Below are 13,682 nucleotides of genomic sequence, written 5' to 3' on the forward strand. Positions count from 1 at the left end.
GAGCTTCGACGTCGTGCCTCCTTGCGAAGTAGCTGATGAGTTATCGGCTTTATCCCAACGGACACCCAGCATGTTTTAGCCTTACTTCCAACGGTTTTTATCTTGGTTTTCATACTAATTATAATTTTTCATTCTGGTTCTCATCATTATTATGTTGGAAACTAGAAATTTTTGCTGAAGAAAATTGCCTTAAACCCATGGCGGAGGGATTCCCCATCCAACACACCCCCGGCAGCAGCGGCAAAGTCAACGAGGCCCATAATTGCGTTCCAACCAATCCTTGACTTCAGATAGATGGGGCGAACACGGCGTGCCCAGCACATAGTAGGGCAAACCTAGGCTCAACCACCGGCCTATCGTCCGGCGGCACACCTTGAACCGCCTGGCCAGCTCCCGTGCGTCCAGAAATACCAGCTTCATATCCTATTATACAAACTTCCTCGGACCGAAACGGATTATTCCATGTAAGGGTAGCTCTGCCTGGCTCTCGCGGAAGAATAACGTTATATGGAGTTAAATCTGTAGAGGTATTTTTACACCGCAAATGGATATAGCCTTACAGGGGTGAAGACATAACTACCTCGCTCTCAAGGGCTTGCCCCGGTTTGATGGACACCTTGAGGAGGAGATGCGCATGAGTTGTATTGAGTTGATTTGAATCTCTAAGTCCCCAGGGGATGGACTACCGAGCGCGTGGTGGAGCCGCGTGCGGTTGCAATAGGTTTCAGATAGGCGAAGGCGTCCGCCTGCGCTAGGGCGCGTTTGCAGGCACTGCATACCACGCTCAATCCCTTCCAACTGGGGCGGGGCATCGAACGTCAAAAGTAGGCGATTGACGCCCGGCGGCGACTAACGGCTTGAATTCGAAGGCATCTTGGGTTACGTGAATTTCCCCCAAGAAACGGGAACGAGGGAGGCCGGCTGGACTGCGTCCGGCGGCTTCCTTCGTTCTCAAATGAGGGGTCAAATTGGGTAACACCCTTTTTGGCGCAACGGGCACCCCGCCCACCCAGCGCCGGGTAACAGTTACTTTTGGCATACAACGGAGGTTCCTCAATCATTACGATGTGAATGGGCTTGACGGTTGGAACGGGTGACGGGAGGGCCGGAAAGACAAAACCCGCAAAGGCTGCCTGCACAGGGGGCAACTGATGCCTCTTGGGCCAGAAGACAGCGGCTTTTGGGGAGGGCGCCGGTCGCTAGACAAAGCTCCGTCAGACTCGGCCTCTGCCAGGGCGGCGGTGGGGTGGGGGTGAGGGCTCGGTGGGGGCGTCAGCCGCTGGCCACCACCAGCCGGGGACCCCGACTCAACCGCCCGGGTAGCAAGAAAAGCTTCTTGATCAGCGTCTTCACCCGCCAGCCCTCGGCCGCAATGGTGTTCAAGTAAACGCCCGTGCTGCTCCCGCTGTCGGCGTAGAAATGCGCGGGCTGGTCTTTCCAGAGACAACGATTACGCTTTAGCATAGGCAGTAGTTGATCACCCACGTCCTTGGGACTGCTGATGTGGCTGTCGGCCAGCAGCGGCCCCACCCAGAGCGTCTGCCAGGACAGGGCCAGGTCGCCGTTATAGTTGATCGCCGCCCCCTCGAAGTGTTTGCCTGTCACGTCCACCGGTACGAATTCAAATTGCCCAATATACTTCTAAGGCGTAAATGGCTCGTCGAACTCTGGGCAGAGAACCTCTTTCATATTCGTGAAGGCATCATTCTTGTGAAAATCACCGTATCAAATCTGGCCTGTCCAACCGTTGGGCCAGGTCTCGCAAGCCATCGTCCAGGTGGTCGGGCCAGATTTCGACCACCCGGTAGCCCAGGGCCTTGAGCCGCCGCTTTTGGTCCTCATCGCGGTGATGGACGTGCGGTTGCGCGTGCGGGGCACCCTGAACCCACACCACGATCTTGTTCCGGTAGAGCAGATCGGCTTCGGCGACCGGGACGCCTTCGGGGTCACGGATGATCTCGTGCTGGCGCTCCGGCAGCGGGAAGTTGCGGCCCTGCAAGGCATCAATGACCGTAGGCTCGGCCCCGATGGCGGCGGCCCGGAACTGCTCCCAAGTCGCCCCGCCGCCCGGCTCGGTCATCTGGAACGGGTCCACCCGGAGCAGTTGCTGAAGGACATGGACCACAACGCGGCGATCCAGGTGCCGGTGATGCTGCTGGTTGTAGAAGGACAACAGGCAGTCGTAGCACGCGGTATCACAGGCCCCCTTCATCTCCTGGCCGGTTGCCGGATCAACGTGGAGGATCTCCAGTGCCCTGGTTGCCATCCTCTGCCAGGCAGCGTGACCCACCAGATTACGGAGCAGGCCCGCGCCGCCTTCGTCCTGCTCGTAAAGCAACAGCCGAATCCGAGACGTGCTCCCAGGCACCACAAAGACGTGCCCACCCACTTCCGATTCGTCCGCCGAGAAAGCGACCTGGAAGCCGTAGGACAGCGCATACAACAGCGACCACCCGAACCGTTCCGCGTCCTGGTTGTCGGGCACCGTCAGTTCAATCAACAGGAAGTCATGGTGCCCCTTGTGATAGAGCAGAACCTCCCGGTGGATGTCCGCAGGTTCGGCCCCGGCAGGGCACCGGTTGCCGCTGTTTGGATCAACGTGCTCCTGCTCACTATCATCGCCGGAAATCCAGGCTCGGCACTTCTCGCAGTAGCGGAAGCCCACTTCATCCGCCGCTCTGGCCCCTTCGTTAACCAGCAGCAACACGCCGCGCTTGAGTAGCTGACCTTGGCGACCTCTTGGTCGCCGGCCTTCATGGCCCACGACACGGCCTGCGGGTCGGGCCGGTAGTAGGGCGACACGATAAAGCCACGGCGGCTCCGCTCCTCCTCCTCCGCCGACGTGCGCCCGATGCGCCGGGCAACCATGTCCGGCAATTCGAAAACGTGCTCGTAGGTGTGCGTGCCCATCAGGGTCGACTGACACACCGGGCACGCCGCCGCCTGGGCAACCTGGTCGTCCATGAAGAAATTGCCACACTCGCAGACCTTCAGCTTGCTCCAGTGATGTGCCTGTCCCCGCGCACGCGGTTGGGCGCGGACGACCTGATACCGCTGGCGGCGGTAGTAGATCGTGTTAAGCGGGGCGAACTCGCGCAGGGCGATGGCCGGGTGCCGGGCCACGCTCTCCTTCCGATCCGTGAAATAGACCATCGTTGCCCGGCGCGGGAAGGCGTAGTTGGGCAGGAAGCCGACGTTGCCAAGGTAACGGTAGGTGTAAAAGTCGCCGTTGCCCTCGCGCATGTCAGTCAGCCGGTCCACCACAGCCTTGCGGCGTATCTCGTCCTCCTTCGTGATGCCCTGGTGGGCAGACTTGGCCTCAAGCTCCCGCCGCTCGTCCTGAAGTCGGATGTATTCATCCCGGAACCGCTCGAAGGCGTGGTCGAAGTCCACGGCGAATCCATCCACCACCTCTTCCAGGTCATGATCGGTGAACCCGACGTTGGCCAACTCCGCCGCAAAGGCCCCGCGAGCCGCCGCCAGAATCCTCTCTTTGGCGGCCTCGACCTTGGCGCTGATCTCATTCAACACCCCGTCCATCATCGGCAGCCCGGCCTGCACATCCTCGTCGTTGGCGATCCGCAGGAACTGCTTGGGCTTGGCCAGCACGCGGTAATCCGCCAGTTCCAGCACCAGGGCGTGCAGGTGCGCTTCCAGCAACACCCGGTTGTCGAGCAGGAACAGGGGCGGCGCGATGGCCCCGGAAATGATCCGCTCCGGGAACCGAAAGAAATACTGGTCGTGCGTGGAATACCTGCCGTAGGTGCCGCAGAAAGTCGTCACGATGGACGACTGACCATGCCGACCGGCGCGGCCCTGCCGTTGCGCGTAATTGGCCGGAGACGGCGGCACATTCCGCAGGTGGACAGCGGACAGCCCGGCGATGTCCACGCCCAGCTCCATCGTCGGCGTGCAGACCAGCACGTTCAACGGGTCTTGCGGTTCCTTGTCGAACCGCCGTTCGTAGCTCCGGCGCTCGTCCGCCGACAGTCGGGACGTGTGCTCGACCGCCAGCAACTGTTGCCGGTCCCCCAGCGCCGTCTGGTATTCCGTCCGGTAGTAAGTGCCAGCAACCTTCTCAGAGCGCACGGTCGTCTTTATGCACGCCGGGCAGCAAATGTCCGTCGTGACCTCCCACTTCGAGCGGCAGCGCGGGCAGACCCGGATGTGAACGGCGCTGGAAGCGTAAAGCAGAATCCGCCCTTCCGGGATTTGATAGTGATACCGCCCAGGGCCGCCGTTCTTCAGCAGCAGGCCGATTTCCGGGTGCGAGAGCAACGCCGTCAGGCCGCGCACCAAGTCTTCGGCGGTCGGGCGATCAATCTGCATCTGACGCCGGAACCACCGCACCAGCACCGGCGCGTGGTTCGATCCCGGCGCACCGGCCAGCCGCCGCACGCTGAAATACTTGTTGTCGGTACCGAGTTCATCGCTGAAGACCGTGGGCCGGTAAGGCGGCAATGACTCGCTGTGGAACAGCACGTCCTCGTGGAGCCGGTTGATGACCTCCTCGCGGAAATCCTCGCCCTTCTCCAGGCAATCGCTCTTGATGCCCCCGGAGCGCCGGATCACGTCCAGGAAGACCTGGAGCACATCCTGGCGCGTCTGCGCCGGTTGGGCGGCCAGCAGCGCGATGCTAGACCAGAACTCGTCCTTTGCCGCGACCTCCGCGATGCCGTCGTAGGTCACGGACACCAAGCCGGTCATTTCCAGCGTCGGCTGCTTCTTGTAGGCGTAGCCGCTGATCTCGCCGATGGCACCAAAGGTCAGGTATTTCTTGTAGGTCGCCTCGCTGGCCCCCGCTGCTCGCCCGACCGTCACACCGCCCTGCCGGGCAAAGGCAGGCACCCGGCCCGCCCGCTTCATGGCGTCGAACGCGATACGCCCCGCGTCCGGCAGCGACAACGAGTTCGCTGCCGTCGTGTGCCCGGTCTCAGTCAGGCCGTGGTAGAGCGCACGTCGAAAATGCAAACGCCGGTCCAGGTCCGTCATGTGCGCCGCCTGGAACGCTGCGTCCTGGATGTTGTCCGTGAACGCGATCACCCGGCGCTTCGGGTTCGGCGGCACGTTCTCCAGAAGCCGGGAGGCCAGAACATCCGTGGCGGTCGCCTTGCCCACCATCCCGGCGACAAAGAACTTGTTGAACTCGCGCACCCGCCCGTCGTAGATCACGCCGCAGGAGGGACACATTAGCAGCGGCTCCTCCACCAGGGCAACCGGGCGCAGCTTGTTGTGGTTGCAGTTGCCGTCCAGCGTGCCGCACACGGTACAGACCTGGCGGTTGGTGGGCACCGCGCCTTCCCGGCCTTTCCGGGCTGAACCGTCCTTTTGATGGCGGCTTCGTCGGGCGGGACTTCATTCCGGTCCCAATGTTCCAAGAAAACATAGACCGGCTTGCCCTCGCACTCAGTGTAGTCCAGGTCGCGGGGAACAGCTTTTCCACCGCCTGTTCCCGGCGCAGTTCGGCGGTCATCAGTTCTACGCCGCAGGCCGCGCAGAACACCATTGGGAAGGCAGGCACATGGGCGGCCTGATCGCACTGGGCGCATTGCTTCTTGCCTGTGGCGGACAGATGGACTTTGCCCAGGCAGGCCGTGACCGGCTGGCCCTGACTGAAGAAGGCATGGACTTTGGGCAGAAGCAGCGGGTATTCGGTGCCGTCCGCAGATTTCACCGGCGTCTCCGCGCTGGCCACAAGCGCCGCAGCCAGTTCGGCGCTGGCTTCTTCGAGCGCCAGCGTGGGCCGCAACCGGTTCCGGTAATCGAGCAACAGCTCATCCCAGCGCCGGGTCTTGTAGTCCGATCCCGGCGTCTCCGGCACGATGCTGCGTTCAATGAAATGAACGGTTGCCTGGCGGCGTAGATCATCCGCCGTGGCGTTCGTCTTGCCACACAGCGCGTCCCGCAACGCCTGGACGGCCTGCCCGTCGCGCTCGCTGGCGGCCTTCACCATCGCCGCGCTGATCGAGTGCGGCGGCAGCGGATCGGGCTGGTCGCTGGTCAGGTAGGCGCTGTAGGACTCGCCAACCACATCGTCCTTGGCGAACGGTTCGCCGAACAAATCCTGGGCGAATGACGCCACGGTCTGCCTGGCCTGGTCGGGATTGCTGCTGTCAATCGTGGCCGATGTGCCGACGCAGCGCACCTTGCCCTTGCAGTTAGTGTGCTCTTTCAAACGGCGGATCAGGCAGGCCACATCCGCGCCCTGGCGACCGGTGTAGGTGTGGATTTCGTCGAACACCAGGAACTTCAAGTCTGACAGCCCGCCAAACGGGAAGATGTTGCGATCCTCCCACCGGGTCAGGATCGAGTCCAACATCATGAAGTTGGTCACCAAAATGTCCGCGCCCCGGCCCTGGCGCAGCCCAAGCGCGACACCACTTCGCTCTCATACGGCTCGCGGCCCATGTTCTCCACGAACGCCTTTTTCGCCGCCTCCGGCTCCTCCTTCAGCTCGCTGGTGTAGTTGCAGATCGTCAGCCCGGTGCCCCGGAGCCGCTCGGCCAGATCGTCGTATTGCGAGTTGGCCAAAGCATTCATTGGATACACCAGCAGCGCCTTGACGTTGCGGCGGCCTGCGGGCGTAACCTTGGCCGCTTCGTTGGCCCGGAGGCAGGTGTCCACCACCGGCACCGCGAAGCAGAAGCTCTTGCCGCTGCCGGTGCCCGTGGTCACCACGCAGTTGCGTTTCTCGCCGAGAATGATCCGCCAGGCTTCGGTCTGGTGCAGATACGGGCGGACGGGCGCACTATGGGGATCGGCTTTCTTCGAGCGGAAAATCTGCGGAATCTTCGGATGCAACAGGCCCTGCTGAACGAGCCGCTCCACCGGATCGCCGAAACGGAACCGTCGCTGGAGTGTAAGAAACGGAGGCCGCCACAGAAAATCACCCTGCTCGATCCGGTCGTGCATCCAGGCGCGGATGTCGTCGTTGGCAATGTCCTGGAAGGTTTCCACCAGCAGGCGGTAAGTGGCCTGCAAGTCCTCAAGCACGTGGAAGGGATTCATAGCTCAAAGCGAATGGCGAGTGGCGAATGGGCGCTTCGCGGCGCGAACAGCGAATAGCAAATGGCGTCGGTTGCCAAGTGGCTCCTCGTACACCATTCGCCATTCGCTATTCGCCCCTCGCCAGTTCATCGAGCGCCTCTTTCAACGGGCACACGCGCACCTGCTCATGCACCGGGTAGCTCTCCCGGCCCGGATACACGATCCATGCCCGTTCCAGTTTCAAATCCTTCAGCGCGATATGGAGCGATTTGGTCATCACCGGCGCGTCCTGATACTTGATCTCGAAGCCCCAGCGTTTCCCCTTGGCCAGCACCATCAAATCCAGCTCCGCCCGGCCATGCGTGGCCCAGAAGTAGGCGTTGCGTTCTCCGACCCGCGACAGGATTTGCTCGATGACAAATCCCTCCCACGACGCCCCCAGTTTCGGGTGCCCCTGCAACGCCCCCAGGCCCGGGATGCCGAGCAGCGCGTGCAGCAGCCCCGAATCCCGCACATAGACCTTGGGCGATTTGACGATGCGCTTGCCTGCGTTCTCAAACCACGGCCGAAGTTGCCGCACCATGAACGCGCCGCTCATCGTGTCCAAATACCGTCGCGCCGCATGGTGCGTTACCCCGAGCGATGCGCCAATTTCGGAGCCGTTCCAGATGCCTCCGTGGTAGTGAGCGAGCATCGTCCAGAACCGGTGCAGCGTCACCGGCGGCACCTGGATGCCCAGCATCGGGATGTCCCGTTGCAGGAACGTCTGTACAAAATCCTCCCGCCACTTGAGGCTCGATGGTTCATCCGGCGCCAGGAACAGATCTGGAAATCCTCCGCGCACCCAAAGCTCCGTTTGCCGCTCGACCCCCGTCTCGCCCAGCGTGAATCCCCCATGTCCACGAAATACACCCGCCCCGCCAGCGTCTCCGAGCATTTCTTCATCAGGTCCGGCGACGCGCTGCCGAGCAACAGAAAGCGGCAGGGCGACGGCTTCCGGTCCGCCAACACCCGCAACAACGGCATCAGGTCCGGACGCTGGTGTATTTCGTCCAGGATCACCAGCCCGCGCCGCCTCCAACACCGTCAGCGGATGCTCTAACCGCGCCAGGTCGCGCGGATTCTCCAGGTCGTAATAGGTGGCAGCCTGCTTTTCCCCGATCATCCGGGCCAGCGTCGTCTTGCCGCACTGACGCGGCCCGAGAATCAGGGTCACCGGGCTGAGCTTCAGCCCATCGTTCACCGTCTCAACCAGTTCAGGGCGCGGTATCATCTTGATGTTAGAAATATGGACGAGCACCATCCAAAATGCAAGAACATCGTTGGCGATCCTGTTTTTATTGAGGTTTTCGAGCGGCATGGAACGGCGAACGGTGAATGGCGAACGAAGGCGGCATTCACCGTTCGCCATTCGCCATTCACTATTTGCCCCTCGCCAGTTCATCGAGCACCTCTTTCAACAGGCACACGCTCACCTGCTCATGCACCGGGTAGCTCTCCCGGCCCGGATACACGATCCACACCCGTTCCAGCTTCAAGTCCTCCAGCGCGATATGGAGCGATTTCGTCATCACCGGCGCGTCGGCGCACTTGAATCTGACGCCGTAGCGTTTGCCGCCCAGCATCAGCATCAAGTCCAGCTCCGCGCCGCTGGGCGTGCCCCAATAGAACGCCTCCTCCGCCCCCGCCACACTCAACGCTTGTCCCAGGGCGAAGCCCTCCCACGACGCTCCCAGCTTCGGATGCCCCAGCAGGGCGTCGTGGGTGCCGATGCCGAGCAACCGATGCAGCAGCCCGCTGTCCCGCACATAGACCTTCGGGGCCTTGTATTGCCGCTTGCCCAAATTCTCGAACCACGGCGGCAACTGCCGCAGCAGAAATGTCCCCGTCAGCAGGTCGAGATAATTCCGCACGGTCGTCTCGGAGACACCGAATGCCCGCGCCAGTTCCGCGCCGTTCCAAATCTGCGCGTGGTAATGCGCCACCATCATCCAGAACCGCCGCAACGCTTCTGCCGGGATGCGCACCCCCAACTGCGGAATGTCCCGCGTCAAAAACGTGCGGATGAACCCCTGCCGCCAGCGCTATGAGGCTGGCTCGTTCGGCGCAAGGAACGACCGGGGCATCCCGCCACGCAGCCACAGCTTGGACGCCTCCTCCAAATCGAAATACCGGGCCTTGCATTTGGCGGCCACCTGCTGCGCCAGGGTGGTCTTCCCACATTGGCGCGGCCCCAGCAGGGCGCACACCGGGCTCTCCGCCAGCGCGGTTTCGACAGCTTCCAGGGCGGCAGAACGACGAATCATAGCTCCTCGTATTTCCCCAACACTCGGTTCGGAAATGCAAGGACGTTCCCGCCTATCCTCCGGCTCGGCAGCTCGCGGGCATGCCTGTATTCCTGGAATGCAACTCCCGAAATGCAAGGAGGGCGAATAGCGAGTGGTAAATGGCCAATGCTGTCGCCGACCACGCGCAACTCACTGTTCGCTGTTCGCCATTCGCCATTCGCCATTCGCTATTCGCGCCGATAGGCCGCCAGGCAGTCCTCCTTGAACTTGTAGCGACCGTGTTTGGCGATTTCGAGGCGGGCAAGGACTTCAAAGCTGTCCAAGACCACTTCGTATTGGGCGCGGGTCAGGCCGTAGGCGTGGGCCACCAGCGCGTCAATCTCCACGTCCAGCGCGTATCGCTCCTCCGGGTTCCACGGGTGCGGCTCGCGGTTGAACAACCGGGCCACCGAGTGGCTCGTCAGCGACAGCTTGGCCGCGTGCTCCGCCACACGCGGGTCCAAAGTGCCCGGCAACGGCGCGGGGATTTGAGAGAGCATCCATGTCAATGCGACATGAGCGCCGGGCATGTGCCCGCGAACTAAAAATCAAAAGCTGTGGCATTGAACAGACCAGCGAAGCCAATCGCATTGGAAGGCTCAACTGCCAGGACAGGTAAGGTGTGAGTTGCCGGAAACTGCGGAAGAATACATCCGCGAGCGCACCTTTGGTCTGTCCATGACCTGGAAATGTCGCGGATTCCAAATAGGACTTTGCTGCCTACTACCTTTCGGAATCGCTGTTGAGCCTCCGTTGCGAGCATCCAGTAACGCGGTTCAATTTCAAACTCCGGCCACGCTTTCTCCTCGTCGGTCGGTTCCTTCAGTCCCGGCGACACGCCATACTTGTTCGGCCCGTTGTAGCCCGCGTAGGTTTTGGCGCGGTGGTCGTAGCGGTTGGCCAGTTGGCCTTCGTAGAGCGGCAGGGCTTCCTCGATGTCCGTGGGCTGGTCGAACAAAGCCGATGGCCCGCGTCGGACTGCGGGCAGCGTTTGCGGCGGAAAATCATGTCGCGCCCCAGCTCCCAGCCGTCCCGCTCCAGGTCTTCGCGCCGCAGGAACAGTTCCTGGTCGCCGCTGGAGTGGAACAGGGTCGCATACTTCAGCCCCCACGGATTCGAGCCGCCTTTGTCGAAGTCCAGCAACGCCAGCTTTGAGCCGGGTTGGAGCGTGCGCCGGTGGATGTCCAGGGCGACCTCGAACTCCTCCCCGCGCCGGAAGGAAGTCAGCGTGGCAGTCTTGGGGTTGAGCGTCTTGAGAATCTCGAAGGTGAAGTGCTGGCGCGGGCGGCTGCGGGCTTCCTCCACGCTCCAGTTCAAGATGCTGGCCTGGAAGCCACGGGCCTTGTCCCCCTTCGCTCCCGCGCCTCGCAGGCCCAGCACCACGAATCGTTCCTTGGCGTCCACATCGGCGAAGATCATCGAAGTGCCGGTCGGGCCGCCGTTCACATGGTCGTGGAACTCCTCAATCTGATCGTTGCGAAGCAGGCGATGGAACACGCCGGTCGCGCTCTTGTCCGTGCCGAGCGCCGTCTTGACGATGATGCCCGCGCGTCCATTGGGCCGCAGCGCGTCGGCCACGGTGTCGGTGAACAGCAGGTAGGTGTTCGGCTCGTGCTCGGAGGGGCTGAAGCGGCCACAGTTCCTCATGTATTCGGCCAGCCGGTCGTAGGCCCGCTGGGCCAGCCGCCATTTGCGCCAGAGGGCGGGGTTGCTCTGTTGCAGCGCGGCAATGGCCGCCCGGCGCGGGGCGCTGGGCAGTGAGGCGATGTTGGGGTCGTGCGGCGTGAACCATTCCTGCTCGTTGATCTTCACCTGTTCCCACGGCGGGTTGCCCACGAAACAATCGAACCCACCACGGGCGGCAATTTCCGGGAAGCGCAAGGGCCAGTGGAAGGCGGGGAACTCGGCGAGAAGCTCCGCAGCAGCGGAGCATTGTGAATGGTGAGTGGCGAATGGCGAATGGTTGTCAGCCGCGTCTTCCATTCGCGATTCGCCATTCGCGATTCGCTCTCCCCATTCGCGATTCGCTCTCCCCATTCGCGATTCGCTCTCCCCATTCGCGATTCGCGATTCGCCATTCGCTCCCTGCTCAAGCACTCTGCGGTAATCCTCGGTCGTCGGCGCGGGCGCGCCCACTTCGTGGCTCCAGAAGAAGGTCGCCGTCCAGAGGTCCGCCGCCGCTTTGAACCGGCGATAGGCTTCGGACTCCATGTAGCCATTGAAGGCCGCGTCTTTCTTCTCCACGTCGCCGGGGATGCGTTCTTCCTCGGCCATGACGGCGGGGAAGTCCACGCGGATGTCGGGCTTGGGCGGCAACTGGCCCAGTTCGCCCTGGCCCTGGATTGCCAAGTCGTTCGCCTGGTAGGCGGACTGCAAGAAAGCCCGCAGCCGCCGCGCCTCCTCGTCCTTGCCGCCGCTGCCGGGCACGGAGTAGGCGTCCCGCGGGATGATGCTCGGCACGTTGAGCAGCGGCCAGCCGACCAGGCTGTCGCCATGCTGGATGCGGTGGTCGAGGAAGGAGAGCGGCAGGTTCGGCACCGCGCAGTGAATCCAGAGCGCGACCTTGCACAGGCTCGACCGCGAAGGCGTCCTTGTCCACGCCGTAGATGCAGTGGGCCAGGACATCGCGCCGGGCTTCCTGCAACGCCGCCTCGGTGGGCTTGTCGCCATCGGCGCGGACGGTCGCCAGGGCCAGGGCCAGCCGGTCAATCGCCCCGACCAGAATGGCCCCGCTGCCGCAGGCTGGGTCGCAGACGCGGATGTCCAGCACGGCGTGCTGGGCGAAGAGTGAATGGCGAATGGCGAATGGGGTGGAGTTCCAGAGCGCCTCGATTTGTTCGGGTGAATGGTGAATGGCGAATGGCGAGTGGTGTTCAGCGGTGTCCCCCATTTGCGATTCACTATTCCCCATTCGCTTGCGCCCATTTGCTATTCGCGATTCTCCATTCGCTTCTGGAGCGACCGCTCCAGGGCCAGAAGTTGCTTGCCCAGCAGCGCGGTCTCCTTGAGGAGAGCTTCCACTTCCTGCGTCGTGGCATAGCCCAAGTCCGCGCTGAGGATCATCTGCGTCTCCACCTCCGTCCGGCTGCCGTTGGCCCGTCGCAGGCCCTGGATGAACTCCGCTGTATAGTGCCGTCCCCAGCCCTCGGCCACGTTTGACGGAATGGACACCCCCGCCCGCCGCAGTTGCGAGACCAGTCCAAACTTCTCCTCGTCGGGGAACTTCGCCGTGAGTTGATATAGTTTCCTGGCCAACCGGCGTCCCAGTTGCCAGACCTCCAGGTCGCGATAGTCGTTGATTTGCATAATTGAGGAACGCGGCGCGATACGGCCCGCTGACCATTCGCCATTCACCATTCGCCACTCGCTTCGCCTCGACGAGCCGTTCGGCGATCAACTTGTCGAGCGAGACCGAAAGCAGGAAGTCCACCAGCGCCGGGCGCGTGTAGTGCGCCCCCAGGTCTTTGCGCTCGGTGCTCAGGGACGCCAGGTAAACCGCACCCGCAGGCACGATGAAGCCTTCGGCCTCGGTCGGCGCGTGGGCCAACCGGAGCGTGTAGCTCAGCAATGTCTCATAGACCGAGCCCAGTTCCTCGACGCCGAGTTCCGCGTAGTTGACCCGCTGCTGGAAGTTCTCCACCCGCACATGGGTCAGTTTCTCGATGGCTTTGAGCAGAAACTTGTTCTCGCACGATTGCGCCATCAGGTGCGGCGTGCGCTTGAGATCGAACAACTGGCCGTTGAAGGGGAACACGCCGATTTCGGGTGCGCCCTGGGACAACATCTTGAAGGTGACCTTCAACCCTTCCCACAGGTCGCACCGGTGCGGCTCAACGGTCTTGCGCTCGGCCAGCCGCGCCAGGGCCGCGATGGAGTAGGTCTCGGCATAGAGGCCCTCAGCGGGCAGCATCCGGCGTTGCTCGGCAAACAGGAGGAACAGGATGCGGTAGATGACCAGCAGCAGCTCGTGGTAGAGCGCACGGGCGGCCTTCGGGTCATCGAGCATCTGCCGGAGCTGCGGGCTGAACAGGCCCTCCGCCAGGGCTTCGATGGCTCGTGCTGGCGGCCAATCTGAATGCCCTCGGCCTGGCTGGACTCGAACAGGGATTCGAGCGGGATTTTGGTGCGGTCGGGAGCCAGCTCGAACCGGTTGCGATGGCAAAACCGAAACAGCGCCCGGAAGGCGGCAAAGTCGCGGGTCTCAAAGATGGCATCGAGGTCGAAGCCAACGAACGCCTTGGTGAAGACGTGGTGGAAATCGCGCAGGAGCCGGAGCTGCCGACCGTTGGCCACGATGCCCCAGGTCGCCGGGCTGTTGTTCAGGTAATGCTGGAGTTCTTCGTGCGGTGACTTGCCGCCCCGGCCCGG

14 protein-coding genes are annotated in these 13,682 nt (G+C 62.5%); 2 read left to right on the forward strand and 12 right to left on the reverse strand.

What is annotated here, in order from left to right:
- Window positions 1-246: 246 nt before the first annotated feature.
- The 12 genes from NXS98_RS07140 to NXS98_RS07190 all read right to left on the reverse strand — a co-directional run bounded on the left by NXS98_RS07140 (window position 247) and on the right by NXS98_RS07190 (window position 12,620).
- Entirely contained in the window at window positions 247-420 is a 174-nt protein-coding gene (locus NXS98_RS07140) for a helix-turn-helix domain-containing protein (RefSeq protein WP_283847790.1), read from the reverse strand.
- Between the two features lie 852 nt (window positions 421-1,272).
- The gene (locus tag NXS98_RS07145; RefSeq protein ID WP_283847791.1) at window positions 1,273-1,605 is read right to left on the reverse strand and encodes a hypothetical protein; all 333 of its coding nucleotides are present in this window, start codon (window positions 1,603-1,605) and stop codon (window positions 1,273-1,275) included.
- 112 nt (window positions 1,606-1,717) lie between these two features.
- Window positions 1,718-2,500: an MrfA Zn-binding domain-containing protein gene (locus NXS98_RS07150; RefSeq protein WP_283847792.1), complete on the reverse strand. Its 783-nt coding sequence runs from the start codon at window positions 2,498-2,500 to the stop codon at window positions 1,718-1,720.
- Window positions 2,497-4,992: a helicase-related protein gene (locus NXS98_RS07155; protein ID WP_343214147.1), complete on the reverse strand. Its 2,496-nt coding sequence runs from the start codon at window positions 4,990-4,992 to the stop codon at window positions 2,497-2,499. The genes NXS98_RS07150 and NXS98_RS07155 overlap by 4 nt, the downstream gene beginning before the upstream one ends.
- Window positions 4,934-6,334, reverse strand: coding sequence for a DEAD/DEAH box helicase (locus NXS98_RS07160; RefSeq protein WP_283848140.1), 1,401 nt, complete (start codon window positions 6,332-6,334; stop codon window positions 4,934-4,936). The genes NXS98_RS07155 and NXS98_RS07160 overlap by 59 nt, the downstream gene beginning before the upstream one ends.
- Window positions 6,331-7,008, reverse strand: coding sequence for a DEAD/DEAH box helicase (locus NXS98_RS07165; RefSeq protein WP_283847793.1), 678 nt, complete (start codon window positions 7,006-7,008; stop codon window positions 6,331-6,333). Before NXS98_RS07165 ends, NXS98_RS07160 begins: the two co-directional genes overlap by 4 nt.
- Window positions 7,009-7,114: 106 nt before the next feature.
- The gene (locus NXS98_RS17940; protein WP_425499940.1) at window positions 7,115-8,398 is read right to left on the reverse strand and encodes an ATP-binding protein; all 1,284 of its coding nucleotides are present in this window, start codon (window positions 8,396-8,398) and stop codon (window positions 7,115-7,117) included.
- 10 nt (window positions 8,399-8,408) lie between these two features.
- Window positions 8,409-9,041, reverse strand: coding sequence for an ATP-binding protein (locus NXS98_RS07175; RefSeq protein ID WP_343214141.1), 633 nt, complete (start codon window positions 9,039-9,041; stop codon window positions 8,409-8,411).
- Between the two features lie 30 nt (window positions 9,042-9,071).
- On the reverse strand, window positions 9,072-9,293 hold the full coding sequence (locus tag NXS98_RS17780; protein WP_343214142.1) for an AAA family ATPase: 222 nt from the start codon (window positions 9,291-9,293) through the stop codon (window positions 9,072-9,074).
- Between the two features lie 209 nt (window positions 9,294-9,502).
- A complete protein-coding gene (locus tag NXS98_RS07180; protein WP_283847794.1) occupies window positions 9,503-9,844 on the reverse strand; it encodes a hypothetical protein in 342 nt (113 codons plus the stop codon).
- A 292-nt stretch (window positions 9,845-10,136) separates the two neighbouring features.
- Window positions 10,137-11,852 carry a hypothetical protein gene (locus NXS98_RS07185; RefSeq protein ID WP_283847795.1) on the reverse strand — a complete coding sequence of 572 codons (1,716 nt, stop codon included), beginning with the start codon at window positions 11,850-11,852 and terminating at the stop codon, window positions 10,137-10,139.
- 390 nt (window positions 11,853-12,242) lie between these two features.
- Window positions 12,243-12,620, reverse strand: coding sequence for a four helix bundle protein (locus NXS98_RS07190; RefSeq protein WP_283847796.1), 378 nt, complete (start codon window positions 12,618-12,620; stop codon window positions 12,243-12,245).
- Here NXS98_RS07190 and NXS98_RS07195 point away from each other — a divergent pair.
- Both NXS98_RS07195 and NXS98_RS07200 read left to right on the forward strand, forming a co-directional pair.
- Window positions 12,610-13,389 carry a hypothetical protein gene (locus NXS98_RS07195; RefSeq protein ID WP_283847797.1) on the forward strand — a complete coding sequence of 260 codons (780 nt, stop codon included), beginning with the start codon at window positions 12,610-12,612 and terminating at the stop codon, window positions 13,387-13,389. The two genes, NXS98_RS07190 and NXS98_RS07195, sit on opposite strands and share 11 nt — an antisense overlap.
- Window positions 13,371-13,664 carry a hypothetical protein gene (locus NXS98_RS07200; RefSeq protein WP_283847798.1) on the forward strand — a complete coding sequence of 98 codons (294 nt, stop codon included), beginning with the start codon at window positions 13,371-13,373 and terminating at the stop codon, window positions 13,662-13,664. Before NXS98_RS07195 ends, NXS98_RS07200 begins: the two co-directional genes overlap by 19 nt.
- Window positions 13,665-13,682 lie beyond the last annotated feature (18 nt).

The sequence above is a fragment of the Fontisphaera persica genome (assembly GCF_024832785.1).
Lineage (GTDB): Bacteria > Verrucomicrobiota > Verrucomicrobiia > Limisphaerales > Fontisphaeraceae > Fontisphaera > Fontisphaera persica.